22 protein-coding genes and 1 pseudogene are annotated in these 26,718 nt (G+C 65.3%); 8 read left to right on the top strand and 15 right to left on the bottom strand.

Translation table 11 applies throughout. The features are described 5' to 3' along the window. Window positions 1-44 precede the first annotated feature (44 nt). Both JQT59_RS16650 and JQT59_RS16645 read left to right on the top strand, forming a co-directional pair. Complete coding sequence (locus tag JQT59_RS16650) at window positions 45-1,646, top strand: MFS transporter (protein ID WP_213577023.1); 1,602 nt, start codon at window positions 45-47, stop codon at window positions 1,644-1,646. 59 nt (window positions 1,647-1,705) lie between these two features. After that, window positions 1,706-2,209 (top strand): nuclear transport factor 2 family protein, encoded by a 504-nt coding sequence (locus JQT59_RS16645; RefSeq protein WP_213577022.1) that lies wholly within the window; start codon window positions 1,706-1,708, stop codon window positions 2,207-2,209. A gap of 40 nt (window positions 2,210-2,249) precedes the next feature. Here the strand turns inward: JQT59_RS16645 and JQT59_RS16640 are convergent, their stop codons facing one another. After that, the gene (locus JQT59_RS16640; protein ID WP_213577021.1) at window positions 2,250-2,984 is read right to left on the bottom strand and encodes a DUF1906 domain-containing protein; all 735 of its coding nucleotides are present in this window, start codon (window positions 2,982-2,984) and stop codon (window positions 2,250-2,252) included. A 314-nt stretch (window positions 2,985-3,298) separates the two neighbouring features. Here JQT59_RS16640 and JQT59_RS37730 point away from each other — a divergent pair, with 314 nt between their 5' ends. Continuing rightward, window positions 3,299-3,421: a hypothetical protein gene (locus tag JQT59_RS37730; protein WP_257792430.1), complete on the top strand. Its 123-nt coding sequence runs from the start codon at window positions 3,299-3,301 to the stop codon at window positions 3,419-3,421. Between the two features lie 9 nt (window positions 3,422-3,430). Here JQT59_RS37730 and JQT59_RS16635 read toward each other — a convergent pair whose 3' ends face one another. From JQT59_RS16635 to JQT59_RS16615, 5 genes are all read right to left on the bottom strand, one after another. Beyond that, the gene (locus JQT59_RS16635) at window positions 3,431-4,639 is read right to left on the bottom strand and encodes a serine hydrolase domain-containing protein (protein ID WP_213577020.1); all 1,209 of its coding nucleotides are present in this window, start codon (window positions 4,637-4,639) and stop codon (window positions 3,431-3,433) included. Between the two features lie 160 nt (window positions 4,640-4,799). Continuing rightward, window positions 4,800-5,699 carry a restriction endonuclease gene (locus JQT59_RS16630; protein ID WP_109331952.1) on the bottom strand — a complete coding sequence of 300 codons (900 nt, stop codon included), beginning with the start codon at window positions 5,697-5,699 and terminating at the stop codon, window positions 4,800-4,802. Window positions 5,700-5,742: 43 nt separating this feature from the next. Next, window positions 5,743-7,155: a chloride channel protein gene (locus JQT59_RS16625; RefSeq protein ID WP_213577019.1), complete on the bottom strand. Its 1,413-nt coding sequence runs from the start codon at window positions 7,153-7,155 to the stop codon at window positions 5,743-5,745. Continuing rightward, window positions 7,152-8,783 carry an amidohydrolase gene (locus JQT59_RS16620; protein WP_213577018.1) on the bottom strand — a complete coding sequence of 544 codons (1,632 nt, stop codon included), beginning with the start codon at window positions 8,781-8,783 and terminating at the stop codon, window positions 7,152-7,154. The genes JQT59_RS16625 and JQT59_RS16620 overlap by 4 nt, the downstream gene beginning before the upstream one ends. 280 nt (window positions 8,784-9,063) lie before the next feature. Beyond that, window positions 9,064-9,591: an OmpA family protein gene (locus tag JQT59_RS16615; protein ID WP_249354494.1), complete on the bottom strand. Its 528-nt coding sequence runs from the start codon at window positions 9,589-9,591 to the stop codon at window positions 9,064-9,066. Between the two features lie 721 nt (window positions 9,592-10,312). Here JQT59_RS16615 and JQT59_RS16610 point away from each other — a divergent pair. After that, complete coding sequence (locus JQT59_RS16610) at window positions 10,313-11,614, top strand: lipase family alpha/beta hydrolase (RefSeq protein ID WP_213577017.1); 1,302 nt, start codon at window positions 10,313-10,315, stop codon at window positions 11,612-11,614. A gap of 110 nt (window positions 11,615-11,724) precedes the next feature. Here the strand turns inward: JQT59_RS16610 and JQT59_RS16605 are convergent, their stop codons facing one another. Next, the gene (locus JQT59_RS16605; protein WP_502939829.1) at window positions 11,725-12,519 is read right to left on the bottom strand and encodes a CPBP family intramembrane glutamic endopeptidase; all 795 of its coding nucleotides are present in this window, start codon (window positions 12,517-12,519) and stop codon (window positions 11,725-11,727) included. Window positions 12,520-12,675: 156 nt separating this feature from the next. Here JQT59_RS16605 and JQT59_RS16600 point away from each other — a divergent pair, with 156 nt between their 5' ends. After that, entirely contained in the window at window positions 12,676-14,373 is a 1,698-nt protein-coding gene (locus tag JQT59_RS16600; RefSeq protein WP_109331958.1) for a fumarate hydratase, read from the top strand. Between the two features lie 36 nt (window positions 14,374-14,409). On the opposite strand, the gene JQT59_RS16595 is transcribed toward JQT59_RS16600, so the two are convergent. After that, on the bottom strand, window positions 14,410-15,414 hold the full coding sequence (locus JQT59_RS16595) for an NAD-dependent epimerase/dehydratase family protein (RefSeq protein ID WP_213577016.1): 1,005 nt from the start codon (window positions 15,412-15,414) through the stop codon (window positions 14,410-14,412). Window positions 15,415-15,522: 108 nt separating this feature from the next. Between JQT59_RS16595 and JQT59_RS16590 the strand changes: the two genes are divergently transcribed. Then, on the top strand, window positions 15,523-16,917 hold the full coding sequence (locus JQT59_RS16590; RefSeq protein WP_213577015.1) for an acyl-CoA dehydrogenase family protein: 1,395 nt from the start codon (window positions 15,523-15,525) through the stop codon (window positions 16,915-16,917). On the opposite strand, the gene JQT59_RS16585 is transcribed toward JQT59_RS16590, so the two are convergent. From JQT59_RS16585 to JQT59_RS16565, 5 genes are all read right to left on the bottom strand, one after another. Further along, complete coding sequence (locus tag JQT59_RS16585; RefSeq protein WP_213577014.1) at window positions 16,918-17,268, bottom strand: hypothetical protein; 351 nt, start codon at window positions 17,266-17,268, stop codon at window positions 16,918-16,920. A gap of 22 nt (window positions 17,269-17,290) precedes the next feature. Continuing rightward, window positions 17,291-17,860 (bottom strand): mismatch-specific DNA-glycosylase, encoded by a 570-nt coding sequence (locus JQT59_RS16580; RefSeq protein ID WP_213577013.1) that lies wholly within the window; start codon window positions 17,858-17,860, stop codon window positions 17,291-17,293. Then, the gene (locus tag JQT59_RS16575; protein ID WP_213577012.1) at window positions 17,857-18,846 is read right to left on the bottom strand and encodes an SDR family NAD(P)-dependent oxidoreductase; all 990 of its coding nucleotides are present in this window, start codon (window positions 18,844-18,846) and stop codon (window positions 17,857-17,859) included. Before JQT59_RS16575 ends, JQT59_RS16580 begins: the two co-directional genes overlap by 4 nt. A 6-nt stretch (window positions 18,847-18,852) precedes the next feature. Further along, entirely contained in the window at window positions 18,853-20,793 is a 1,941-nt protein-coding gene (htpG, locus tag JQT59_RS16570) for a molecular chaperone HtpG (protein ID WP_283254092.1), read from the bottom strand. A 112-nt stretch (window positions 20,794-20,905) separates the two neighbouring features. Then, window positions 20,906-21,817, bottom strand: a complete 912-nt coding sequence (locus JQT59_RS16565; protein ID WP_213577011.1) for an SDR family oxidoreductase — start codon at window positions 21,815-21,817, stop codon at window positions 20,906-20,908. Window positions 21,818-21,964: 147 nt separating this feature from the next. On the opposite strand from JQT59_RS16565, the gene JQT59_RS16560 reads away from it, so the two are divergent. Further along, entirely contained in the window at window positions 21,965-23,644 is a 1,680-nt protein-coding gene (locus tag JQT59_RS16560; protein ID WP_213577010.1) for an alkaline phosphatase D family protein, read from the top strand. Here JQT59_RS16560 and JQT59_RS16555 read toward each other — a convergent pair. Continuing rightward, window positions 23,619-24,095 (bottom strand): SRPBCC family protein, encoded by a 477-nt coding sequence (locus JQT59_RS16555; protein WP_249354626.1) that lies wholly within the window; start codon window positions 24,093-24,095, stop codon window positions 23,619-23,621. The two genes, JQT59_RS16560 and JQT59_RS16555, sit on opposite strands and share 26 nt — an antisense overlap. Window positions 24,096-24,258: 163 nt before the next feature. Between JQT59_RS16555 and JQT59_RS37105 the strand changes: the two genes are divergently transcribed. After that, entirely contained in the window at window positions 24,259-26,250 is a 1,992-nt protein-coding gene (locus tag JQT59_RS37105; protein WP_249354490.1) for an elongation factor G, read from the top strand. A gap of 132 nt (window positions 26,251-26,382) precedes the next feature. Here JQT59_RS37105 and JQT59_RS38415 read toward each other — a convergent pair. After that, window positions 26,383-26,541: pseudogene (locus JQT59_RS38415) on the bottom strand (cytochrome d ubiquinol oxidase subunit II); the annotation flags it as partial. Window positions 26,542-26,718: the final 177 nt, after the last annotated feature.

The raw sequence follows: 26,718 nt of genomic DNA, 5'->3' as shown, positions 1-26,718 counted from the left end.
GTCGTGAACGCGTCGCGCCGAACCTGTACACCCGGGAGGTGTCGATGTCCGTTCCACCGCCGAACGCCGGTATCCGAAGCCGGCGGCACGCACCACCCCTCATCCTCGCCGTCCTCGGCTCGTGCGGGATCGTGGTGGCGCTCATGCAGACGCTCGTCATACCGATCATTCCCGAGTTGCCCCACCTCCTGGGATCCAGTGCCGCGAATACGTCCTGGGCGGTCACGGCGACCCTGCTCGTCGCCGCCGTCGTCACGCCGATCAGCGGTCGACTGGGTGATATGTTCGGCAAACGCCGCGCCCTGATCGGGAGCCTCACATTGCTGGTGCTCGGATCGGCGGTGTGCGCGATGGCCTCCTCACTGATTCCGATGGTGACGGGTCGTGCGCTCCAAGGGGCGGCCATCGGCGCGATCCCGCTCGGAATCGCCATCCTTCGCGACGTGCTCCCGCCGAAAAGGGTCGGCGGCGCGATGGCGGTGATGAGCGCGACCCTGGGAGTCGGGGGCGCCGTGGGATTGCCCATCGCCGCGACCATCGCGCACTACACCGATTGGCACATGCTGTTCGTCGTGTCCGCCGTTCTCGGCTGCGCCTGTATCGCCCTGACCTTGCTCGTCATTCCCGAATCGCCCGTACGGCGGCCCGGCCGCTTCGACTTCCTCGGAGCTGTCGGCCTGAGCGTCGTTCTCGTCACGTTCCTGCTGCCCATCACGAAGGGCGACGACTGGGGATGGGCGAGCGGGCAGACCCTCGGACTCTTCGCGGTGTCATTCGCGAGCCTGCTTCTGTGGGGGTTTCTCGAGCTACGGACCGCCGCACCGTTGATCGATCTCCGCGTGAGCGCGCGACCTCCCGTCCTATTCACCAACCTTGCCTCGGTTGCCGTCGGCTTCGCGATGTACGGCACCTCCCTCTCGTTCCCCCAGTTGCTGATGGCTCCGGAGTCGACCGGTTACGGGTTCGGCCTGTCGATGATCACCGCGGGCCTGGTTCTCGCTCCCGGCGGCCTGGTCATGATGGCGCTGTCCCCGGTGTCGGCGCGCCTCTCCGCCTGGCGGGGACCGAGGGTGACCCTGATGACCGGCGCCGTGGTGATCGGGCTCGGTTACGCGGTGGCGTACGTCGCGGTGTCGGCGGTCTGGCAGGTCCTGCTCGCCGGAATGGTGATCGGCGCGGGCATCGGCCTGTCGTACTCCGCCATGCCTGCCCTGATCATGAGTGCGGTTCCCATCACGGAATCGGCGGCGGCCAACGGATTGAATTCGCTGATGCGGTCGATCGGCACATCCACCTCGGCAGCCGTCGTCAGCGTGATCCTCGCGGGAATGACGGTCACCGTCGGCACGGCGGTCATCCCGTCGCTCGACGCTTTCCGCACCGGGTTCATCGCCTCGATCATCGCCTCGATGGTCACACTGGTTCTCGCCTGGCTGATCCCGTCGCCCAGGAAGGACCTACGACCCGTTGACGAAGAACGCGGTGTAGAGGACGGAGGCGATCGTGTAGCCGAAATCGATGAGCAGATCCATGGTGGAACTCCCGGTGTCAAAGTGAATGAAGTGACACCTGATGCATCGCCGCCGGCTCGCCGAGCGTTTCACCCAGCATCTCGCCCAGCGGAAACTTTCCCACAAAGCGACTGAAACGTGTTCTTATTTCCGTAGGCGCACCCCTACGGTCGCCACGAGGGAAGGACACGGGGATGTCGTGGAGTCGGGCCGAACTGAACGACGCATTTGCGCACTACCAGCGAACGGTCAGCCGGTGCGTCGAGCTCGGGGATTGGAACGGCTTCGCCGATCTGTTCACAGAGGACGCCACCTATGCGGAACACGCGTTCGGGAATTTCGAGGGTCGCGATGCCATCCGCGCATGGGTCACGCGGACCATGTCGACGTTTCCCGGCAGCCGGATGACACAGTTTCCCGCGAACTGGCACGTGCTCGACGAAGAACGCGGGTGGGTGATCTGTGAGATCGACAATCCTATGGAAGATCCCGGAGACGGTTCAGTGCACGCGGCCGCCAATATCACGATTCTCCACTACGCGGGCCACAACCTGTGGTCACGGGAAGAAGACGCGTACAACCCGCTGAATTTTCTCGCCACAGCCAGGAACTGGTGCCGCGCAGCGGAAACGGCGGGAAAACTTCCCGACGACGCTCGCGAGTGGCTCGTTCGGATGGGCGAGAAAATCTCTGACTAGCCGCCTCGGCACAGGCTAGCTGCGGAGCGAGCCCGAACGCTCACCACTGGCCGTAATCGGGCGCGAGAATGTCATTGAGGTCGATGCCGACGCCGTCGACAGTTCTGGCATCGATTTCGTACTGGTGCAGATGAGCTTTCGGGTGAACGTACCCCTCCGGAGTGCCCCAGTCGTGCTGCCAGTACCACGACCCGAGTCCGGCGAGGATAGCCAGATCCAACGTCGGCGAATTTGCGTAGATACCCGTATTCGCCTTGCCTACCACCGATTCCCACCCCGCGAGATACGGCGCGATCATGGTGAGGAAGTCTGCCGGCGTCGGATTGTCGTCGATCGATGCATAGATCGGCCGATTCTCGGGACCTCCGGCGGCGAGGTGGAGTTCGAGCCCACGCTCCGCGTGACGTTTTCCGGCTTCGAGCCCGCCACGCCAATCCGCCGTCGACCCCTTGCCGAACTGGTAGCACGACACGACAGACAACCCCGCCTCTTGCAGAGCGCTCGCCTCGTCGGCGCGGAGCGGCTTCCCCACCATCCACTCGGCTCCCGGTCGCCGGTCCGACACGTAGCGGATGGCCCCGGCGTATCCGGCTGCGCTGATCGCCTCTGCAGACGGCACTCCGCCCGAGTAGTCGATGAGTGTGCCGAGGCTGTCGGCGTGCGCCACTGCGCCCGACGTCAGGGTGGAAGTGAGCGCGGCCACTCCGGCCACGGCCGACCCCGCGGCCGCGTACCGGAACAAGTCCCGTCGAGAAATATGCACTGTGCCCCTCATATCCAATCGGTCGCGCCCCGGCGTGTCGTCGACAAGTGTTTCTGCTCAGTCGCTATGTTGTTCGGTTTGCATTCCACCACACTCACTGGTGCCCCGCCAGCCACTTGGACGACATCAGTCACACTGGACACTCACACGGGCGGGACGCGACATCGCCCTCGTCACTGCGCCACGTCGTTGTGGCGCGCGGCCGCCTGCCGGGTCGCCGTGAGGGACCCCACGTTGCACGTTACTTCAACTAACACTTACCTTGGGGCTGTGGGGCATAGATGCCTCGCACGACAGTTCGTTTCATCGCGAAAGGGCGGTGTGTCATGAGCATTGCGGTTGTCTCGATTCTGATCGCCATCGGGCTCACTCCACTCTTCGTGAGCGGCGGCGGAGGTCTCGACTTCCGGGCCCGCCAACTCGGGTACCGGATGCGGGCTCGCCACTGAGGCAGAGAGTTACGCCTTCGCCGCGAGGGCGAGTGCGGTCGATCCAAGTTTAGGCAGACGAAGGTCGGCAATAGGCGTGAGCATGTTGCCCAGCCGATTCGTGACGAAGGCAATCGACAGGCCCGTCTCCGCGTCGGCGAACGCACCCGACCCGCCCAAGCCGTAGTGCCCGAACGTCTTCGACGGCTGGGTGCGTCTCGCCACCATGCCGGCGTGGTAGCCGAGACGCCAATTCATGGGCAGACCCAGCACGTAGTCGCGCCCCGTGGTCTGAACCTCACCGAGTTGCGTCACGACATCGGGTGCGAGGAACTCGACGCCGCCCACCGATCCGCCGTTTGCCAACGCCCCGTACATCTTTGCGAGCGCGCGGGCGCTGAACACTCCATTCCACCCGGGCATCACGCTGTCGTGAACAGCCGGGTTGCGGACGAGTAGATCGAAACCTGCCGGCATTCCGGCATCAGCGACGTTGCGCAGTCCCGGAAGTCGAGACATCGCAAAGGACGTCGCGGCCCAGGGGACACCGAACGGGTTGATGTGCGGAAAGGTCCGGGCGATCCGCCCGCGTTCGTCGAGCGGAACCGCGTACCAGAAGTCCTTCACCCCGAGCGGTTCGGCGATCTCGGTTTTCACCAGCTCGGTGAAGGGCTGTCCCGACGCCCGCGACGTCACTTCGGCGATCAGCGAGCCGAACGTGACCGCGTGATACCCGGGAGCGCGCAGTCGGCGCCGATCGGGGGTCGCGGCAGCCAGCGCGGCGCTGACGAGGGAATGGTCCATCAGACTCAGCGGTTCGGGTACCAGGCCGCGAACCCGATGGAGTCCGGCACGGTGCGACAGCAGTTCGCGTACCGTGATCGCCTCCTTGCCCGCCGCTGCGAACTCGGGCCAGTACTGCGCGATTGGGACGTCGTAATCGATGAGGCCGCGACCCGCCAGTCGGTGTAGCACCGTGGATGCGACGCCCTTACCGGTGGAGAAGGTGAGCGTGACAGTGTCGCCGTTCCACTGTGTCTTCCGGCTGGCCCAGCCCGCCCATACGTCGACGACGGGCTCTCCGTGGAGATAGACCGACAGGGCGCCGCCGCCCTGCCTCGTGTCGCGGAACAGCTGAAAGAACTGGTCCACGAGCCTTCCGAAGCGCCGGTCCACCAGCATCCCTGCCGGCGGCCGCGCCGTTCGGCCGATCAACGGCCACGGCGTTGTGGTCGTCATGTCTGTTGTCCTAACAGTCTTTTCCCGTGAGCACTGTGCACACCTACTTCCTCTGTACACATCCCGGAGGCTGCGGGTGGCGGTTGGCGGCCTACGTGACCGGTTCGTGCCCATACCGCAACGGAAAATGCGCCTGAACAGCGCACGAGCACCGGTTTTGCTATTTGGGTTCGAGTGAGCGGAAGTAGTCCGAGCGGACCTCTACGTCCTCGACGAGACGGGTGGTGGTCTGCACTCCCAGCGCGTGCTCCTTGAGCAGGTCACACAGCCGGTCCCCGTCGATGAGATCGATTGGCGGTGCTCCGTCACGCTTCGACTCGGTGCGGGCGTCACCGGTGAAGGTGCCGGTGGTGATGAGTAGCCCCTTCTCGCCGCGACCAGCCATTGCGCCTCGGAAGTCGCGCACGGCGCCGGCGCCGACACTGCCGTTGTGACGCTTGCACTGGAAGAAGACCGGAAAGCTGAGCAGCGACAACTGGTAGACGCCGAGACCCTCGATGTCGCCCTCTCCCCCGCGCCACGTGACGGATGCGCTCGAGAACCCCGCTTCGCGCAGCAATCGCTGTGTGAGGCGTTCGAACGCGGCCGGCGACATCTTCAGAACGGTCTCGAGGAGCACGTCTTTCCAGCCGGCATCGGTGTCGACTTCGGTGATGTTCGTTTCCGGTTCGTCGGTCCTGCGAGACGCGGCCTTGGCCGATTTTCGGGCAGCGTTCCTCTTGCGGTTCTCCGCCGAGGACTCGGCATGCAGAGGCCGGATCTGACTTTCGGTGACCTCGCGGCCCTTCTCCGTGACACTCCACACCCCGCGGCGGCTGTTCGTGAGCAGACCCATCCCCTTGAGGTGGGTGCGGGCCCACGCCAGCCGGTATTCGATCTCGGTGCTCGGCCCGTCTCCGTGCAGCACACCCTGAACGTCGGACGACAGTCCTTCACGCTCGATGACCGCGTTGTCGAGTTCTTCGTTGGACGCCGAACCACCGAGCGCAATTACGGCCTGAAGTGCTGGCCACAGGAGGTCGACGTACCGAGGAACCTGAACAGTCATGGCGACAAGCATGCCGGAATCGACCGGGCCCCCCACACACCGGACCCCGATCCGTTCACCCGGGCGAATTCTGCAACTGCCGAGCCTCCTCGCGGTTCTCGAGCTGTGCCCGGTAGATCGTCTTTCCGGATCGCCGCACGATGAGATATGCGAGGGCGACGGCAACCATTCCCGGGGCCAGCACACCGATGCTGCCTGTCATCTCGGCCACCATCAACATCACCGCGAGCGGTGCCCGGGCGATGCTGCCGAAGCAGGCCATCATGCCGACGATGACGAACGGCGCCGGACTGTCGGGGACGCCGGGAACGATCGGTTCGAGCAGGCGCCACACCGCGGCACCGGTGAATGCCCCGATCACCATGCCGGGGCCGAAGATACCGCCGGAACCACCGGACCCGATGGACAACGAGGTGGCGAGAATCTTCGCGAACGGCAGCAACAGCACCACCCACAGAGGAATGGATGCGAGGTCGACGCGGGTCATCGATTGCTGGATCCAGCCGTATCCGCTGCCGAGCACCTCGGGAAGTGCCAGCGCCATCAGCCCGACGAGAAGCCCCCCGACCGCCGGCTTGACGATGCGACTGCCCGGCAGCCGGTGACTCAGGTCGACGAACGCATAGAACGTCCCGCTGTACAGCAGTCCGATCAGTCCGGCCAGGATTCCGATGATCGCGAACCACACCAGCTGTATGGGGGATTCGAACGTGTACTCCGACGCGGCCGCACCGAACAACGGCCCGAAACCGAGGATGCTGCCGAACACCGAGTAGCTGACGATCGAGGCGACCATGCCCGGCACGAGTACGTCGTATTCGAAGTCGTCCTTGTAGGGAATCGCGCAACACAGCACCGCCCCTCCGAGCGGCGCACCGAAGATGGCGCCGATGCCGGACCCGATGCCCACCGCGACAGCGATTCTGCCGTCGCGGTCGGACAGGTCGAGCTTGCGGGCGAGCAGCGAGCCGAAACCTGCCGAGATTTGCGCCGTCGGGCCCTCCCGGCCGCCCGACCCGCCCGAACCGATGGTGATCGCAGAGGCGACCAGCTTGACCAGGACGACGCGGATCCGGATCATCCGCGGATTGCGGTGAAACGCCTCGATCGCCGCATCGGTGCCGTGCCCTTCAGCCTCCGGCGCCAGGGTGAACACGATCACTCCCGAGACAAGCCCGCCCAGTGCCACCACGAGTGGGACCGCCCAGGGGCGGGTGAATTCTCCGCTCCCGGCTGCACCGCCGTCTCCTGCCGCAGTCGGCGGCTGATACCCGGCGAGTTCACCGAGGAGCAGATGCGTAGCCCCCGCGAGGGCGACGGAGAACACCACCGCCCCCAGCCCTGCGATTGCGCCGATGACAATTCCCAGCACGAGCCACTTCGGTAGGTAGCTCGCATTCCGGACCCACGTTGCCACCGACGTCGGGATCGACCGCACGGCCTTCGCCAGGTGCGCCACGCGGGTCACTCCAGCTTTCCGAAGACCGTCCGGCCCTCCAGAATCGTGGCGAGCACCTCGAGACCCGCGATGTCGTCGGGGTCCACGCGCATCGGATTGGCCGACAGCACCACGAGGTCGGCGTGCTTGCCGGGTGTGATCGATCCGATGGCATCCTCACTTCGCAGGTGCCATGCCGAGTTGATCGTTTCCGCTCGCAGCGCCTCCAGGATGGGAATTCGTTCCTCGGGTGCGAGGACGCGGCCCGACCGCGTGCGGCGTGTGACCGCGTCGGTGATGTTGCGTAACGGGTTCGTGGGAGTGACCGGACCATCGTTGTGGAACGAAATACGCTGACCGGCCGCGATGGCCGAAGCGGCTGCCGCCCAACGAGACCCGCGCTCTTCTCCGAACAGGTCGTCGACGAGGACGTCGCCCCAGTAGTAGAGATGGTCGACGAACATGCTGCAGGTGACACCCAGTTCCGTGGCTCTGCGGAATTGCTCCGGTCGCATGGCGCCTACGTGCTCGAGGCGCAGACGGTGGTCTTCGCGCGGTACCTCGGTGAGCATCCTCTCCCACGCGTCGAGGACCAAGGTGACCGCGTCGTCGCCGTTGGCGTGACACGAAATCTGCCAGCCCTTCTCGAAATACGGCCGGCTGATGTCGTGAACCTCCTCGGCCGTATAGTTCGCCTTGCCACGTGTTCCGGCGAGCCCCAGCGCCCGGGTGACCTCCGAGTCGATGTACGGAAAACTGGTGGCGGCGTTGCCGACCCACGGAGACCCGTCCGACCAGATCTTGATACCCACCTGCCGGAGAAGGTCGTTCCCGACACCCGGCGACACCGCAGTGGCTCGTTGAGGATTCGACATCTCGTAGAGACGCAGCCGAGTGGTGAGCGCACCGGACCGTGCGATCGCCGTCAACGTCGCGCTGAATCGAGGGTCGAACGCCATCTCACTCACAGTGGTGATTCCCACAGCGTTCATTCGCGCGCATTCAGCCGCGAGAAGCTCTGGCAGACGGGTGGTAGCGCCGGCAAGCACATTGGCAGCCACCGCCATGACGGCGGGCGCTTCGAACGCCGACCCGTCGAGTTCGCCCGACGGGTCCCTGCCGTAACTCCCCCCTTCGGGGTCGGGAGTCTCGCGGGTGAGCCCGGCGTCGCGCGCTGCGACATCATTGAAGTAGGCGACGTGCCCGGTGTTGTGCAGGATCACCATCGACGTCTCGGGCGCAACCGAATTGAGCCATTCCCGCGTCGGAACGGGCAACCCCTTCTGCAGCAGCGGATCCCATCCGTTGAAGACGACACCCTCCGGGTGCTCGCCGACGGCCCGGCGGACGATGTCGACCACCGTGTCGGCATCGGCGATGGTGACGGGGCGGATGTCCACCACAGGCTCGCCGAGCAGGACGGCCGAGTTCAGTGGATGCCCGTGGGCCTCGACGAACCCCGGCATGATGCACGCGCGGTGCACGTCCACCGTTGCGGTGGTGTGTCCGATCAACGGGAACACCGCCGCGTCATTCCCGACAGCGGCTATCCGCCCGTCGCGCACAGCAACGGCCTGCGCTCGCGGCCGCGTGTCGTCCATGGTGACCACGTCACCGAACAGCACCAGATCCGCTGCCTTCTCGTCGTTCGTGCCCATCAGTGCACCCTCCCGTCAGACCGGGCGCGGGCGAGTGCCCGCACGCCGGCAGCGAGCGTCGACTGGAACTTCAGATTACAACCCGGGATGCAGGCCATAGGGAGAAATAGGCAGCAAGAAGTTCCCGTCTCGGACAGCGATGATCCGAGCACTGCCCGATGGGGTTGGCGGCGACGACGCAGCGGGGTGCTAGACGGCGCAGCGGGGTACTACCGGAGTCGGGGCACCGTCGGAGTGGGGCTCGGCCACACCGTCATGCACTGAGCTCCGGTAACGCCGGTCAGTTGCCCTCGACGGTGATGTCGGCCTGGTCGACGTTCACTCCCTCGCCGGGGTTCGCCGTACCGTTCACGGAGATCCGGCCTTTGTCGACGCCCTGCGCGGCGAGCGCGTCGGCGACCGCATTGGCGCGTTGCTCGGCGAGTGCCTCCGCCGCAGCCTCATCGGAGTTGGCGGCGTACGCCGTGATTTCGACCTTGTTGTCACTGGCTTTCAGCGCGGCGGCCACCGCGTTGATGGTCACACCGGAGACGGCATTGAGTTCGGCGGACCCCGACTCGAATCCAATGGGGACCGCCGAGATCGCCGAATTGATGGCGTTCTGCGTGGCCTCGCGGGCCGTGTTCACCGCTGAGGACGCGGTGGCCTGCACGCTGCTCATCGCCCCTTCCATACGGTCCGACATGGACGCCGACGTCGTCGTCGTTGCTATCGGGGCCTGATCGGAGCTGTCGTCGGTGCAGCCGGCAGCGCCTACGACGGCGAGGGCCGCCACTGCGATGCCGCTGACGAGGGTCTTGCGCATCATGGATCCCCTATACATGTGTATTGCCGGAAGCCTTCTCGTGAGGATAGCCGCGGTGCGAGCCCTCGACGGTGGTATTCGCACGAGTCCGTGTAGATCCGCCGGATACGTGTAGAGCTGCCATCGACGCCGCCACCGTTTATTTACTTTGCGTTCCCCGCAATTCAATCTCTCGAATTGCGATCCCCATTCGATCACGGTAAGAAGGTGGACGGCGCCCGCTCAGCGCCACAAATTCCCACGACCGAGCAAGGAGTTATCAGCATGGATCTGTCCTTCCTTTCCGAGTTCTTCACCGCAGTCTCCGACCTCGTCGGTGCCCTCGATTTCTTCTCGGGCTCCGCTGAGGCACTGAGCGGTACGGAAGAAGCCGCATAGGCATCCGCTCTGCTTGGCTGGCCATTTGCGCTGGTAGCTAGCTCGACAGCACGCGACGGTGCTCGCCCGTTCCTTGGGAGAGCACCGTCGCTTTGTCATTTCCTTGGCAATTATCGGTGCACGTAAACGCAAATCACAAGCATGTAACGAAACCGCACGCGCGCATCAACACTCGTGATCGTCGAGACTTTAATTGCCATTTTGGTCGAACGACCAGTTGCATAATTCCCAAGATCAACTTTCTTCGCCGAGGATTAATTCACTCAATCCCCCGCCTTTACGCATGTCGCATGCCGACCGGCAGTTCACCCGGCAGATTGAGTGCACATCTGTACACTCAACCCTCATGATTCAATCCGAGCTGCGGCGTCGAGCCGAAATACAGGCACTCGCCCGGCTGGCCTTCGACGAGATCGGAGGTGCAGCGGAAGGCATCGGGTCGATGCACCGCGCCATCGCGACCCGCATCTTCGTCGGCATCCGCGCAGGCCTCGGGCCTTCGGTGCAACCAGTGCGATTGCTCCACGACGCTCTCTCCGACGCGATCTACACCGCTGTCGCGAGCAGCGCCCGCCTCGGCAGCGCTCTGGCCGGACATCTGCTCGACTTTCCGACTTCCGACAACATCCCGCCGTCGCAGACCAAAACCGGCGCTCAGGTGATCGCGATCATCTCGGGCCTGATCGGCGACGTGCTGGAAACGGAGGGCTCCCCCCTCGCGGAACCGATGGCGGTGCGTGTCGACGGGGCAGCTGTCCCCTTGGACAGCGGCGCGCTGGCAGCGGCATTTCCCGAGGCGAGCCCACGTATCGCCGTCTTCCTCCATGGCCTCGTGGAAACCGAGAGTGCGTGGACGCTCGGCGGAAGACCGACCTACGGCGAACGCCTCGAAACCGATGCAGGGGTCACAGCACTCCAGATCCGGTACAACTCAGGACGCCACATCTCCGACAACGGCAAGTCCCTGTCCGAACTTCTCGACACACTGACCGCGCGGTGGCCGGTCGAGATCGAGTCGATTGCCCTGGTCGGGCATTCGATGGGCGGACTGATCGCCCGTAGCGCCTGCTATGTGGCCGCCCAGGACGATCGACCGTGGGTACAGCAGGTACGGCAGGTCGTGAGCCTCGGATCCCCACACCTCGGGGCGCCGCTCGAGCAGGCGGTGCACTACGTGAGCGCAGCGTTGGCGGCACTGCCCGAGACGCGTGCGGTATCGGGATTGCTCCGTCGGCGGAGCGCGGGTATCCGCGACCTCAATCAGGGGTCGCTGGTCGACGAGGACTGGCGCGACCGCGACCCGGACGCGCTACGTGCGGCTGCCTGCAACGAGGTGCCCCTGCTCGATGGCGTAATGTACTCCTTCGTCTCCGCCACCATCACGCGAAGTCCCAGGCATCCCCTGGGCCGTCTGCTCGGTGACGGCATGGTTCTCGTGCCGAGCGCATCGGGCCGCAATAGAACTCGGATGATCGGGTTCCGCGAAGAGGACGGGATGCACCTGGCCCCCGCGAACCATTTCACGATGCTCAACCACGAGTCGGTGTACGAGAAACTTCTCGGCTGGCTGACGTCCGCGACACCGGAGTCGGCCGGGAAGCCCCCGAACCCCCCGGCCGACCCTGGTCGTCACGAACTGGAGTCGTGATCGCATCAGGTTAACGCGACTCGGGCCGGCCGTCGGCTGTCTGTTTTCCCAGACTCCGCGGAGCGCCGGTTGTGTTGCCTCACAGGCTTCGGAAGCCAATCGAATGATATTCAGGCCATCGTCGTCTGCCACACGATGGCGGCCGCAAGCGCGCCTGCGCCGTTCAACGACCAGTGCAGCGCAATCGGCGCGATGAGGCTACCGCTTCGGCGGCGCAACCACGTGAAGACGACGCCCGCCGCGGCGGTGGCCACCACCGCGGCGAGAACGCCGAGTATCTGACCGAGCAACCCACCTCCGAGGAACCCCGACAGCCCCTTGTTCCCCGAAGTCAACCCGAGCGAAGACGCGATGTGCCAGAGGCCGAACAGAAGCGACCCCGCCGCGAAGACTCCGCGCGCGCCGTAGACGCGCTCCAACGTTCCGTGCAGGACACCGCGGAACGCGAGTTCTTCCGGGATGACGGTTTGCAACGGGATCACGATCATCGAGGCGATGAGTGCCCCGGAGAGCGTGGCATACCGGTCGGCCATGAAGAACGGGCGAGTGATAGGTAACGCTGCGCCGATCGCCACGACACCGATGACGATGGCCATCGCGGCCAGGGCGTACACCGAGCCACGCCGCAAGTGGCGCGGTGAGAGTCCTAGTTCGGCCCAGCCGAGCCCCCGGCGACGCGTGAGAACGAGGAGGACAACGGCGGAGATGGGGACGGTCGCGATACTCGCCCACACGGTGGTGAAGTGCGCGATCAGGTTGGTGGCCGCGAGGACGATCACCACGATCGCAATGTCGAGGTAGGCGTGCAGCACAGGTCTGCCCGCGCGCTCGTCGCCGATTCCGGGTTCGATGGCAGTCACGCAGCCAGCTGGTGAGGTCAGCCGCAGTCGTTCGTGTCGTCGCATCAATTCAAGTGTACGGATTTGTCTGTGAGAACCGTGTGACAGCTTTGTGAGAACCCTGTGACAGGGGCCACAACGTCGCCCCCGGCCTCTGCCGCCTCACGTAGCCGCGTCTAGCCTGAGTACGAACTTCACACCCCTCGCTGTCCAGGAGATAGAATGGCCGACTTCCTCTACGAGGACTTGCTGCCGATCGGTGACGACCCCACCGAATATCGGTTGCTGACCACCGAGGGGGTGTCGACCGTCGAAGGACCGGACGGCCGCACCTTCCTGTCCGTCGAGCCCGAGGCCCTTCGCCTCCTGACCGAGACCGCTCTCCACGACATCTCGCATTACCTGCGCAGCGATCACCTGACACAGCTGGCGAGCATCCTGGACGACCCGGAAGCCTCCGGCAACGACAAGTTCGTCGCCCTGGACCTGCTCAAGAACGCGAACATCTCCGCAGCGGGCGTCCTCCCGATGTGCCAGGACACCGGCACGGCGATCGTCATGGGCAAGCGCGGTCAGCACGTCCTCACCCCGGGTGACGACGAGAAGGCCATCGCGCGGGGTGTGTACGACGCGTACACCCGGCTGAATCTGCGCTACTCACAGAACGCTCCGATCACCATGTGGGAGGAGAAGAACACGGGCAGTAACCTTCCCGCGCAGATCGAGTTGTACGCCGACACCGCGGCAGGTCACGAGAACTCCTACAAGTTCCTGTACATGGCCAAGGGCGGCGGCAGCGCCAACAAGTCGTATCTGTTCCAGGAGACCAAGGCGATCCTGAACCCGGACGGCATGATGCGGTTCCTCGAGGAGAAGATCCGAGCGCTCGGCACCGCCGCCTGCCCGCCGTATCACCTCGCGATCGTCGTCGGCGGCACCTCGGCCGAGTTCGCACTGAAGACCGCGAAGTACGCGTCCGCGCACTACCTCGACGAGCTTCCGAACGAGGGTGCGATCACCGGTCGCGGCTTCCGGGACCTCGACCTCGAGGAGAAGGTGCTCGAGCTGACCCGCCAGATCGGTATCGGTGCGCAGTTCGGCGGGAAGTATTTCTGCCACGACGTCCGCGTCATCCGTCTTCCGCGGCACGGTGCGTCGCTGCCTGTCGCACTCGCCGTGTCCTGCTCCGCGGACCGCCAGGCCAAGGCGAAGATCACCCCCGAGGGCGTCTTCCTCGAGCAGCTCGAATTCAATCCCGGCCGGTTCCTCCCCGAGGTCACCGACGCCCAGCTCGACGCCGAGACCGACGGGGTGTCCGGCACCGGCAAGGGTGCCGCGGTCAAAATCGACCTCACCAGGCCGATGCCGGAGATCCTGGCCGAGCTGTCGAAGCACCCGGTGAAGACCCGCTTGTCGCTCACCGGCCCGCTCGTCGTCGCCCGCGACATCGCGCACGCCAAGATCAAGGAGCGACTCGACGCCGGCGAGGACATGCCGCAGTACCTCAAGGACCACCCGGTGTACTACGCCGGCCCTGCCAAGACCCCCGACGGCATGGCGTCCGGTTCCTTCGGACCCACCACCGCCGGTCGCATGGACTCCTACGTCGAGCAGTTTCAGGCGGCGGGCGGCTCGATGGTCATGCTCGCGAAGGGCAACCGCTCCAAGCAGGTCACCGATGCGTGCAAGAGCTACGGCGGCTTCTACCTCGGGTCGATCGGCGGTCCCGCGGCGCGTCTGGCCCTCGACTGCATCAAGAAGGTCGAGATAGTCGAGTACGAAGAGCTCGGCATGGAAGCGGTGTGGAAGATCGAGGTTGAGGACTTCCCCGCGTTCATCGTCGTCGACGACAAGGGCGAGGATTTCTTCGCCGGTGTCTCGACTCCCACCCTCACCATCGGCAAGCGCCCGGGGCTATAGGCGCTCCGCGCTCGTGCGCCCTTCTGGTAGCTGGGACTACCGATAAGGCGCACGGGCGGAGGCCAGGGCAGTCAGCGTTTCGGCGCTGTTATAGCGGGGCTGCCAGCCGAGGTTCTTCTTCGCCTTCGAGGTGTCCATCACCACCGACGTACGTCCGGTGTGCAGCCATTCCACCATGGCCGGCACAGCCGGGAGCCATTCGAGGGCTGCCGAGGTGGCCTGCGCAAGGGCCAAGGGGATTCGGACGGGCCTCGCACCCAACGCTGTCGCCACCTCGGACAGCGACACGGTTCCGTCTCCGGCGATGTTGTAGGCGCCGGGCGGTGCGTCCGTCGTGACCGCCGCGTCGATCGCCGCGGCCACGTCGTCGTGGTGGACCAGTTGCAGCGGGATGCCGGGGTCGGGAAAGAGCGGGCGCGGAAGGGGCAGCGCACCGACGACCTTCGTCACGACTCCGGGGAGGCGATCGGCGACCTGACGCCACGGCATGGCGTCGGCCAGCGCGGTGGCGTTCGGCCCGGCGACGATGCACGGCCGGAGCACGAACACCTCGAGCCCGTTGCCGTCGGTGATTTCTGCCAGCACCGTCTCGAGTTCAGCCTTCTGTTCCGAGTAGTAGTGCTGCCGGGATCCTCGGGTGGGCACGTCCTCGGTGAGCGGGGTCGGATTGTCGGGGTGATACCCGTAGGCGGCCACCGAGGAGGTGTACACCAACCGGGTGGGGCGGGCGGCCGCGACAGTTGCTTCGAAGACGTTTCGCGTTCCGGTGAGGTTGATCCGATTGCTGTCGGCTCGCGATCCCATGATGAGGAAGGCGAGGTGAACAACCACATCGGCTTCACCGACGAATTGCTCGACCGCGGCGCGGTCGAGGATGTCACCTTGCCGATATTCCGTCTTGGTCCATCCGCGCTCGCCTGGGTCGAACGGCCGTCTCGCCATACCGAGGATCCGGTCGACGGTGGGGTCGTTCTCGAGCGCGGCAACTGCGGCGAGGCCGATCTCGCCGGTGGGGCCGGTGACAGCAACGGTGATGCCCATGAGTTCCACATTTCCCCGTGGAGGCCGTATCGAAACTTCCGCCTCGGTGCGGCCGAGCACGCTGTTAGCGTGGTCTGCAGACTCTGCACGGCAACCGAGGGGACAGCCATGACGTTCAGTCTTGCTCTCACGCCAGCTCAGAAGGATCTCGTCCAGCGGACGCACAGTTTCGCCGAAGACGTGATCCGGCCGGTCGCCGCCGAGTACGACCGCAAGCAGGAGTTCCCGTGGGATGTCCTCGAGAAGGCGGCAGCAGAGGGCTTCTACAGTCCACTTTTCTACCGCGACCTGATCGGTGATCCGACGGGATTGTCGTTGCCGTTGTTCATGGAGGAACTGTTCTGGGGTTGTGCGGGAATAGGACTCGCGGTCGTGATGCCGGCGCTCGCCTTGTCGTCGATCGGCCAGGCCGCGACTCCGGAGCAGATGCTCCGGTGGGCGCCCGAGTGCTTCGGGCAGCCGGGAAACCTGAAACTCGCGGCCCTGTGCATCTCGGAACCGGAGGGCGGAAGCGACGTGCGGAACTTGCGGACCACCGCGACGCGGGACGGTGACGAATGGGTCATCGAAGGTCACAAGATGTGGATCGGGAACGGCGGCATCGCGGACGTGCACGTCGTCAATGCGACGGTCGATCCCGACCTCGGTCATCGCGGACAGGCACTGTTCGTCGTGCCCGGCGGCACGCCGGGTATCGAGCTGGTGCGCAAACTCGACAAGCTGGGGTGCCGCGCGTCCCACACCGCCGAGCTGAAATTCCATCAGGTGCGGGTGCCGGCGGATCATCTCCTCGGCGGTGACGACAAGCTGCAGAGCCGCATGAAGAAGGCTCGCGCAGTGCAGGAGGAGGTCGCGACCGGTGCACCGCGCCGGAAGTCGGCGACACTCGGCACGTTCGAGCAGACGCGCCCCATGGTTGCCGCGCAGGCGCTGGGAATCGCCAGGGCAGCACTCGAATACGCAACCGAGTACGCGAACCGTCGCGAGGCCTTCGGTGGTCCGATCATCGACAACCAAGGCATTTCGTTCCCTCTTGCCGAACTCGCCACCGAGATCGATGCGGCGCGGCTGCTGACGTGGCGGGCGTCATGGATGGCTGCGGCGGGCGTCGAATTCCGGCACGGCGAGGGCTCGATGGCCAAGCTCGCGGCCTCGGAGGTCGCGGTGAAGACGACGGAACGCGCGCTGCAGACGATGGGCGGCTGGGGTTACATCAGCGACCACCCGGTGGAGAAGTGGTACCGGGATGCCAAGCTGTACACCATCTTCGAGGGCACCAGCGAGGTTCAGCGAATGGTGATCGGGCGGGCACTGGGAGCGGCAGACGGCGCCCCTCCCCTGCATTTCGATCAGGCGACCGAGGGAACCGCTTTCAATCGGCGCTTCGGCCGGGGCACGTCGGTGCGCACCAAGGCAGGCGAATTCGCGATGTCCATGAAGGATCGGATGCCCGAGTCGGCGCAGCGACTGGCGATGCGCGTGCTGGCGCCGCCGAAGAAGTGATCAGGTCCAGAGTGCGGCCACCAGAACGGTGAAGACGGCCAGCCCACCGACCACGTGCACCAGTCCCGGCTTCTCCTGCCCGCGTTTCTGCCTGCCGCGCAGAATTTCGGCGAGCGCCACCACCACGAGGGACAGCAGAAGTTTCACACCGATCTTGACGTGGTTGTACTCCTTGTCGAGTGCCCCTTCACCGAGTCCGACGAGGATCAGTCCGGTGACGAACTGGAGCCGGGCACCCCACACGATCACCTCGGAGATCCGCGGAGCCGACAACACAGCGAAGTAGCCACCCACGAGTGCAGCCATGCCGAGTAGGTGGCCTACGAAGACGATGTTGTACACGACAGACATATGCGGAAGCCTAGCGGCCGAATCAGACCTTCACGATGCCCGCCTCGATCGCGGCCTCCCGGTACGACGCGGCGAGAGTAGTGACGGTTTCGTGCGCATTGAGCCCACTGGGATTGGGCACCAGCCACAGGGCAGCCCCCTCCAAATCACCGGGCTGCCTTCCCTTCTTCGCCGCACGCTCGCGGAACGCCGTCCGGTACGCCGTGATTCCGGCAACCGCTACGACGTGCGGGCGGGTGCCGCGCACCACCGTGCGAAGTCGCTCGGCGCCGACCGCCAACTCGTCGGCGGTCAGCTCGTCGGCCTTGGCGGTGGCGCGCACCGCGAGATTGGTGATGCCGACTCCCCGCTCGATCAGGTGGTCCCGGTCGGCGTCCGACATCCCGGCGGTGGGGTCGATAGACCGGTCGATGATTCCGGCAGCCAGCAGAGCCGGGTAGAACCGGTTACCCGGTCTCGCGAAGTGCGCCCCGGTGGCAGCGGTCCACAGTCCCGGGTTGATCCCGACGAAAAGCAACCGGCAGCCGGGTCCGATCAGGTCTGGGACTTCTGCGTCGCGGTACGACTCCAGCTCGGCACGGGTGAATCTCACAGTCGCCCGGCACCCCGGAGACCAGCAACGGTGTCGGCGAGCGTCTCCGCCGAATCGCGGTACTCGACACCGAGTTCCATCTCACTGGGCCGGTCGTCCGTGTCCGGCATCCGCGTGTAGTACTCCATCGCCGCTTCGGACACCGGTGTGTCGAAGGGAACGAATCGGTCGACCACATCGACGACGCGTCCGGCGAGCCGCAGCGCGCTGTCGGGAACCGGCAGGACACCCATCCGCCGTCCGGTGACGGAGGCGAGCATGTCTGCCACTGCGCTGATCGGGACCCTGGGACCGCCGAGCATGAACCGTCGGGGGCCGTGCCCCGGCTCGAGCAGGGCGGCGTGTGCTGCCGCCACGTCCCGCACGTCGACCATCGTCCACGCCGCACTCCGCCCGGGCAGAAACCGCAGTCGGACGGCGGCCTCGACTCCTTGCGCCGCCTCACCGAACTGGTCGCCCGCGGGCGGGCCGATCACCATCCCCGGGTAGGTGATGGCGATCGGCGCACCGCCTGCCTGCAGGTCACGGGCATACTCCTCCACTCGGGCCTTGCTCTGCCCATAGGCGTCCGAGGGACCGCACACGGGCAGGTCCGGGGTGAGCAGGTCGACGCCGGGCTGGAACAGCGCGGCGATACTCGAGACGTAGACGACGGGATCGCAGCCCACGTCGATCGCCGTTCCGAGCACGTTCCGAGCACCGGCGAGGTTGGTCTGCTTCATCTCCTCGGCCCGGCGAGGGTCGACCGCGACGACGGCGGCGGCATGGACCACCGCGTCGCAGCCCTCCAACGCACGCCGCACCGAATCCGCGTCGGTGATGTCTCCGACCACGTGATCCGAGGTGTCGAGACCGAGCTTCGCCGCGCTGCTCTCGAGTCGAGCAGGATTCCGGACGAGGAAACGCACGTGGTGACCGGCGTCCACCACCGCCTTCGCGCTCCATGCCCCGATGAATCCTGTTCCCCCCGTGACCAGAACTCGCAAGGTGTGTTACACCGTCCCGGCGAGGCGATTGGCGAGGAGACTCGTGAAGTGCGCGGGATCGTCGAGTTCGCCACCCTCCGCCAACAACGCCATCCCGTAGAGAATTTCGGCCGTCTCCTTCAGGCCCGGATCCTCGCTACGCTCGGCGTGCGCCGTCCGCAGAGCCGTCACCAGCGGGTGCTCCGGATTCAGCTCGAGAATGCGCTTGCTGGTCGGCACCGGCTGCCCGGAGGCGCGATACATGCGTTCGAGCGCCGGTGACATGCTGAAGGCATCGCCGACCATGCAGGCCGGGGAGGTGGTCAGTCGCGTCGACAACCGCACCTGCTTGACATGCTCGTCGAGGGCTTCGGTCATCCAGGTGAGCAGGTCGGCGAAGTCCTTTTCCTTCTCCTCCCGCTCGGACTCGTGAGCCTTCTTGTCGTCCTCGGTGTCGAGATCGACTTCTCCCTTGGCGATCGACTGGAACGACTTGCCGTCGAACTCCGGAACCGCGCCTACCCACATTTCGTCGATGGGGTCGGTGAGCAGCAGCACCTCGATGCCCTTTGCACGGAAGGCTTCCATGTGGGGCGAACTTTCGAGCAGCTGGCGCGACTCGCCGGTCGCGTAGTAGATCTGCTCCTGACCTTCCTTCATCCGCGATACGTAATCCTCGAGCGACGTCAACTCTTCGTCGCTGTGGGTCGACGCGAAAGACGAGATGGCCAGCAACGTCTCACGGTTGTCGGTGTCGGACAGCAGGCCTTCCTTGATCGCCCGGCCGAATTCGTTCCAGAAGGTGCGGTACTCCTCGGGGCGCTCGTTCTTGATGTCCTTGATCGTCGACAGAACCTTCTTCGTGAGCCGACGGCGGATGGCCCGGATCTGCCTGTCCTGCTGGAGGATCTCGCGAGAGACGTTGAGCGACAAGTCCTGGGCGTCCACGACGCCCTTGACGAAGCGCAGGTACTCCGGCATGAGCTGGTCGCAGTCGTCCATGATGAAGACGCGCTTGACGTAAAGCTGCACACCGACCTTGGCGTCCCGCATGAACAGGTCGAACGGGGCGTGGGACGGGATGAACAGCAGCGCCTGGTACTCGAATGTGCCCTCCGCCTTCATCGGAATGACTTCGAGGGGATCGTCCCAGGCGTGGGCGACGTGCTTGTAGAACTCTTTGTACTCGTCCTCCGAGACCTCGTCCTTCGAGCGGGCCCACAGGGCCTTCATGGAATTGATCGTCTCGTCCGAGATGGTGACCTGTTCCTCGCCGCCTTCCTCGGCGGGCGGGGTCTTGCGCTCCACCTGCATCCGGATCGGCCACGCGATGAAGTCGGAATAGCGCTTGACGAGTTCCTTGATCTTCCATTCCGACGTGTAGTCGTGGAGGTGATCCTCGGTGTCCTCAGGCTTGAGGTGCAGCATCACGGAGGTGCCCTGCGGCGCGTCGTCGAGCGTCTCGATCGTGTAGGTGGCCTCGCCGGCGGATTCCCAGCGCGTGGCCGAACTCTCCCCCGCCTTCCGGGTCACCAGCGTGACCTTGTCGGCGACCATGAACGAGGAATAGAACCCGATGCCGAACTGACCGATCAACTCTTCGGAGGCGGCGGCGTCCCGCGCCTCACGCAACTTGCTGCGCAGTTCCGCGGTGCCGGACTTGGCCAGCGTGCCGATGAGGTCGATCACCTCGTCGTGCGACATACCGATGCCGTTGTCGCGGATGGTGAGTGTGCGCGCTTCTTTGTCCGTCTCGATCTCGATGTGCAGATCGGAGGTGTCGACGTCGAGGTCCTTGTTGCGGTAGGCCTCGAGACGGAGTTTGTCCAACGCGTCGGACGCATTGGAGATCAGCTCGCGCAGGAACGAGTCCTTGTTGGAGTAGATCGAGTGGACCATGAGGTCGAGCAGCTGACGAGCCTCCGCCTGGAACTCGAGCTGCTCGCGGCGCGGTGCGCCGCTCTCCACCGTTTGTGCGTTCACTTCGATTCCCTTCGACAGCAGAACCCTGGACACAGAGTCATTTTCCGAATGATATCCCGCCGGGATACGGCGATTTCATGGTGTCGGCGCGGCGGGTTCAGCGGTATCCGGTGACGTCGGCGGGCATGCCGGCGTCCTGTACTTCGTCCATGTATCGCCAGCAGTCGGGCCGACTACCGTCGAGGTCGTCGAAGTCGTACACCTTCGCCAGTTGGCCGCTCGACAGCGACTGCCCGTTCCACCTCGACACGTCCGGATCCTGGGCGAGCGCCGCCACCGCCCGTCCGACGAAGGCGGGACTCTCGGAGATCGCGAAATGCGGGATACGTTCGGTGGCGTCACGCCAGTTCGCCTCGGTGACGCCGAACGCCTCGAGCATCATTTCCGAACGCAACCATCCCGGCGTGAGCGACACCGCCGTCGCCCCGTGGGGCGGGAGCTCGTGCGCCAGCGCGAAGGCCATTCTGTTCACCGAGGCCTTCGCCAGGTCGTAGAAGAAGGACACCCGGTAATGGGCGGAGTTGTAGTCGTCGGTTCCGTCGGTGACCTCGACCACCAGCCCGCCCGGAGTCTCGATCAGCAGCGGAAGAGCGAAGTGACTGGTAACCGCGTGGGTCTCCACGCCGTGGCGCAGATAGTGGAGGCCGATGTCGAGGGAAGACTCCCAGACCGTCTTGTCCCACTCCATGGTGGTGGCGCCCCAGATGTCGTTGACGAGCACGTGCAGGGCGCCCTGTTCGTCGCGGATGCGGTCGACGAGGGCGCGCACCTCGCCCGGCACCAAGTGATCGACCCGGACAGCGATGCCGCGTCCACCTGCCTCGTCGACGAGTTCGGCGGTCTCCTCGATCGTCTCCGGCCGGTTCATCTCGGACGGCTGGGTGCGAGTGGTACGCCCGGTGACGTAGACGGTGGCTCCCGCGGCACCCAGTTGCACCGCAATGCCACGGCCCGCTCCCCTGGTCCCTCCGGCCACCAGGGCAACCTTGCCCGTCAACGGCTTCTCCATGTCTCGAACCTAACGCCGTCGAGGCCGTCCGCGGAGGCTAATCGAATACGACTCGACGAACTGCCGACCCGGTCGCGGAAACGTAATCTACTTCTGTGTAAGCCCGTAGGCTTGCGAGATGGAACGAACTTCGGCGAGGTGACGGTCGTGACCGAACTGATCCTGGGACCACTTCTGCGGCACGTGGGCAGGTGTGACGCGACGGTGTGGGTAGAGACTTCCGGACCGTGCACGGTCGGCGTACTCGGGCACACCGAGCACACATGGGAGGTCGCCGGCCACCACTATGCGCTGGTTGTGGTGGAGGGGCTGGAAGCGGGGTCGAGCACGCCCTACGAGGTCACCCTCGACGACCGCCGGGTCTGGCCGCTGCCCGACGCGAAACCGTCGACCATCCGCACACTCGCCGACGACGGTTCGCTGGTTCTCGTCTTCGGTTCGTGCCGTTTCGCGACCATGTCCACCACCGAGGACAACAACCACCTCGGCACCGACGCTCTCGATGCCTTCGCGTTGAGGATGACGGAACAACCGGAGAGCCGGTGGCCTGATGCTCTCCTCCTCCTCGGCGACCAGGTGTATGCCGACGAACTATCCGCGGAAACCGAGCGCAGGCTCGCCGAGATCCACGACCTGAGCGAGCCGCCGGGACCGCAGGTCCGTAACTACGAGGAATACACCTGGTTGTATGCGGAATCGTGGTCCGACCCGCAGGTGCGCTGGCTGATGTCGACCGTGCCGACATCGATGATCTTCGACGACCACGACGTTCGTGACGATTGGAACACCTCGCAGTCGTGGCGGGACGAACTCGAGGCCACCTCGTGGTGGGAGGAGCGGATCGTCGGCGCGTTGTCGTCGTACTGGGTCTACCAGCACCTGGGCAATCTGGGACCCGCGCAACTCGCCGAAAACGAACTGTATCAACGTGTTCGGAACCATGGCGGTGACGTGGAACCGATGCTCCGCGAGTTCGCATCCGCCGCCGACGAGGAAGCCGACGGCGCCAAGGGTGCGCAATGGTCCTATCGCCGCGACCTCGGGCCGGCGCGGCTCCTCGTCATCGATTCGCGCTGTGGACGCGTCCTCACCGACGGCCGGCGTGAGATGGTGTCCGATCCGGAGTTCACCTGGATCGAGCGCCAAACTCAAGGAGACTACGACCACCTCCTCGTAGGGACGTCGTTACCGTGGCTGCTGCCGCGCGCGCTGCACGACCTCGAATCGTGGGACGAGCATCTGGCCGAGGGCAGCCGGGGACCACGCCTGGCCGCCCTGGCCGAGAAGATCCGGCGGGGGGCCGATCTCGAACACTGGGCGGCCTTCCGCAATTCGTTCGATCGACTCACCAGATTGTTCGGCGACGTCGGCCGCGGCCAGTGCACCGGCCCAGGCGGGCGGGCGCCGTCCACCATTTCCGTGCTGTCCGGGGACGTGCACCACGCGTACGTCGCGGAGGCACACTATCCGGAGCCGACTCAGTCGCACGTCTACCAACTGACATGTTCGCCGCTGCACAACTACGTGCCTGCCGCGATGAAGGTGGCCTTCCGCATATCGTGGCGGCGCGCCACCGAACGGACGACCCGCTTCATTCTGGGCCGGGTCTCGAAGGTTCCGCCGGTGCCGATCGAGTGGAGCAAGGTCACGGGACCGTTCTTCGGCGATCAGGTGGCCACCCTCCGACTGCAGGGCAGGGCAGCTCACCTCGTCATGGAACAAGCGACCACTGACAGTGCGGGCACCCCGCAGTTCACCACGATGGCCGACCTCGTGCTGTCGACGGCGGACGATTCGGTACCTAGCGCTTCTCGGCCTCCGCTTTGAGCTGTGTCAGGCCCTTGTCGAAGTCCTTGCCTACGAGCTTGTCCATGTTCACGATGAAGCCGAACAGTTTCAGCATCCGATTCTTTCGACCGGTCATCTGCCAGCGGACCGTCGTCCCGGCGCTGTTCGGCTCGAGGAGGAACGTCGTGACGTTCTGCGCCGGAAACGGCTTCTGGAACTCGAGGTCGAGGACAACCTCGGTATCGGGTACCGATTTCGTGATCGACATCGAGCCTTTGCCCGCCTTGCGGTTGCCTTCCCAGCTGTAGGTGGCGCCCACCCCGGAATCAGGACCTGTGTAAGTCCGCCGCAGATTCGGGTCGACTCCTTCCCATGGCGACCACGCCGTCCATCGGTGGAAGTTGTCGATGAAGGGAAACACGGTTCCCGGGCTTGCATCGATCACGATGGATCGCTCGACGCTGAACTCGTCGGAAGTCTTCGGTGCCAACACTGTCTCCGATTCGTCACTCGAGAAGCCAGGTCGCTCGAACCGACCCTGCCGGTACCGCCCGAAGTCGGGGCGTTGCGCGGTATCGTCGAGGACGACCCGTACGACATGCTGTGGTAGGGGGTGCGACATCGCTAGCGACTCGATCCGCAATATCGCTCTGGTGGGACATCAGGGTAACGGTAAGACGAGCCTCGCGGAGGCAATGCTGTTTCGCGCTGGTGTCGTCACCCGTCCGGGGCGCGTCGAGAACGGCAACACTGTGCTCGACACCCAACCGGAAGAGCACGACCGTACCCAGTCGCTGACCCTCGGCCTGGCGTCGTTCGAGTGGGCCGATTGCCGGATCAACCTCCTCGATGCGCCCGGTTACGCCGATTTCGTCGGTGATGCGATGACGGCGCTGCATGTCGCCGACGTGGCCGTATTCGTCGTCGACGGCGTCAGCGGTCTGCAGGTCAACGACGAATTGCTCTGGCAGGCGGCGGCGGAACGCTCGATTCCCCGGATCGTGTTCATCAACAAGATGGACAAGGAGAGGGCATCGTTCGATCAGACGCTGGCAGGTCTCCGAGACCATTTCGGCGCCGGGGTGGAACCGCTCGATCTGCCGGTCGGTGAGGCGTCGGAGTTCACGGGCGTCGCGGATCTTCTCAGCGAGCACGTCATTCTCTACGACACCGGCTCCGCAACGACCAGCGACGAACTCCCCGCGGACATCGCCGACCGCGAGCACGAGCAGCACGAACACCTCGTGGAAGACGTCGTCGAGATCGAGGACGATCTACTGGCCCGATACCTCGACGGTGATGCCATCAGTGTTCCCGAACTCGAGCACGCACTGCGTCGGGGATTTGCCGGCGGATCCCTGTGGCCGGTGCTGTGCGGATCGGCGACCGAGGCGATCGCGATCGACCGGCTGCTGGACTTCTTGTGTCACATCGCGCCGGCGCCTTCGGAGGTGCCCGGTGTCGAGGTGCGCAACGGGAACGGAACCGACGCGGTGACGTGTGATCCGTCCGGCGATCCGCTGGCGTTCGTCTTCAAGACGCAGACCGACGAATACGTGGGTCAGGTTGCGTTGATGAAAGTCCTCTCCGGCACGCTCCACGCCGATGATGTTCTCGTCGACCAGCGAACCGGCACCAAGGAACGCCTCCACAACTTGCTCCGGGTTCTGGGCAGCAAACACACCCCGATCGACACCGCAGTTGCCGGCGACATCGTGGGGGCGATCAAACTCACCGACGTCACCACCGGTGACACCCTCGCGCCGATCGGGTCCTCGCTCACGGTCACACCGGTCGAACACAAACGCCCGGTCTACGGAATCGCCGTCGCCGCCGACAGCGCGGGTGACGAAGACAAGTTGTCGACCGCCTTGGCCGAGCTGGTGGGTGACGATCCGACTCTGGAAGTGGTCCGCGACAGCGAAACCCATCAGACCGTGCTGCGGGGGGCGGGTGACGTCCACGTCCAGGTGGCCCTCACCCGTCTGCAGCGGCGATACGGCATCACCGTCCGCACCGAACCCGTGAAAATCGCCTACCGGGAAACACTGCTCGCCCCGGTCGAGACGGAAGGCAGGCACAAGAAGCAGAGCGGCGGTCACGGGCAGTTCGGTGTCGCGACCGTCCGGTTCGAACCTCTCCCCCGCAACGGTGGCTACGAATTCGTCGACGCCACGCGGGGCGGCGTGATCCCCAAGTCACTCATCCCCGCGGTGGGCAAAGGTGTCGCCGAATCAATGGAACGCGGCGGGCGACACGGATTCCCGCTCGTCGACCTGCGGGCGACGGTTCTGGACGGCAAACACCATTCCGTCGACTCGGACGATTTCAGCTTCCGGATGGCCGGGGCACTCGCTCTGCGCGCCGCCATCGACAAAGTGGGCACGCTGATCCTCGAACCCGTCGACCGTGTGGAGGTCACGGTGCCCTCCTCCCTTCAGGGTGATGTGATGGCAGACCTCGGGCGGCGGCGCGGCCAGATCGAGGGCACCGAGCCCGCCGGAGACGGAGAAGTCACCGTGATCGCCTCGGTGCCCACCAGCGAGGTCGTCGACTACCCCGTCGCCTTGCGCTCGATGACGCATGGACGGGGCCGCCTCGCGCTGTCGTTCGAGCGCTATCAGGAGCGCCCCGACCCCCGGTAGCCGCCACGCCCTTCCCCGTAATGGAGCTCCGTGCGGCGCAGCTTCGTCGCGGCTCCAGGTGTCCGTCTGGGTAAGCCAGAAGAGGTAAGCCAGCGCCGGCACTACCGTCACCGCGGCGAGGCCGACGACCACAAGCAGCCCGATGAGCGTTGCTCTCGCTCCCGCGGCGTCGGCGATGAGAACCTGGTCGACGAGAATCCAGGGTGTCTGGGCGACGCCCCAGCCGATTACGATCGCTGCCACGGCGACGAGCGCCGTGATCCGGTCTGCACCGAAGCTGCTCCGCCACAACAAGATCAGTAAGGCGACACCGGCAAGCGCAGAGACAACGATCAACGGCAACGCGCTGCCGAGGAGACCTTCACCGCGAGGAGCGAGTCGCGGCGCATGGGTTCGATCGCGGCCAGTGCTATGGCGCCGACGACGACTCCGACGACAAGCGTGCGCGGTCGCAGGTACGCGGCCAGC

This window comes from Rhodococcus sp. USK13 (assembly GCF_018343855.1).
Lineage (GTDB): Bacteria > Actinomycetota > Actinomycetes > Mycobacteriales > Mycobacteriaceae > Rhodococcus_F > Rhodococcus_F oxybenzonivorans.
The sequence above is the reverse complement of the archived record's forward strand: the minus strand, read 5'-3'. Positions and strand labels throughout refer to the sequence as shown.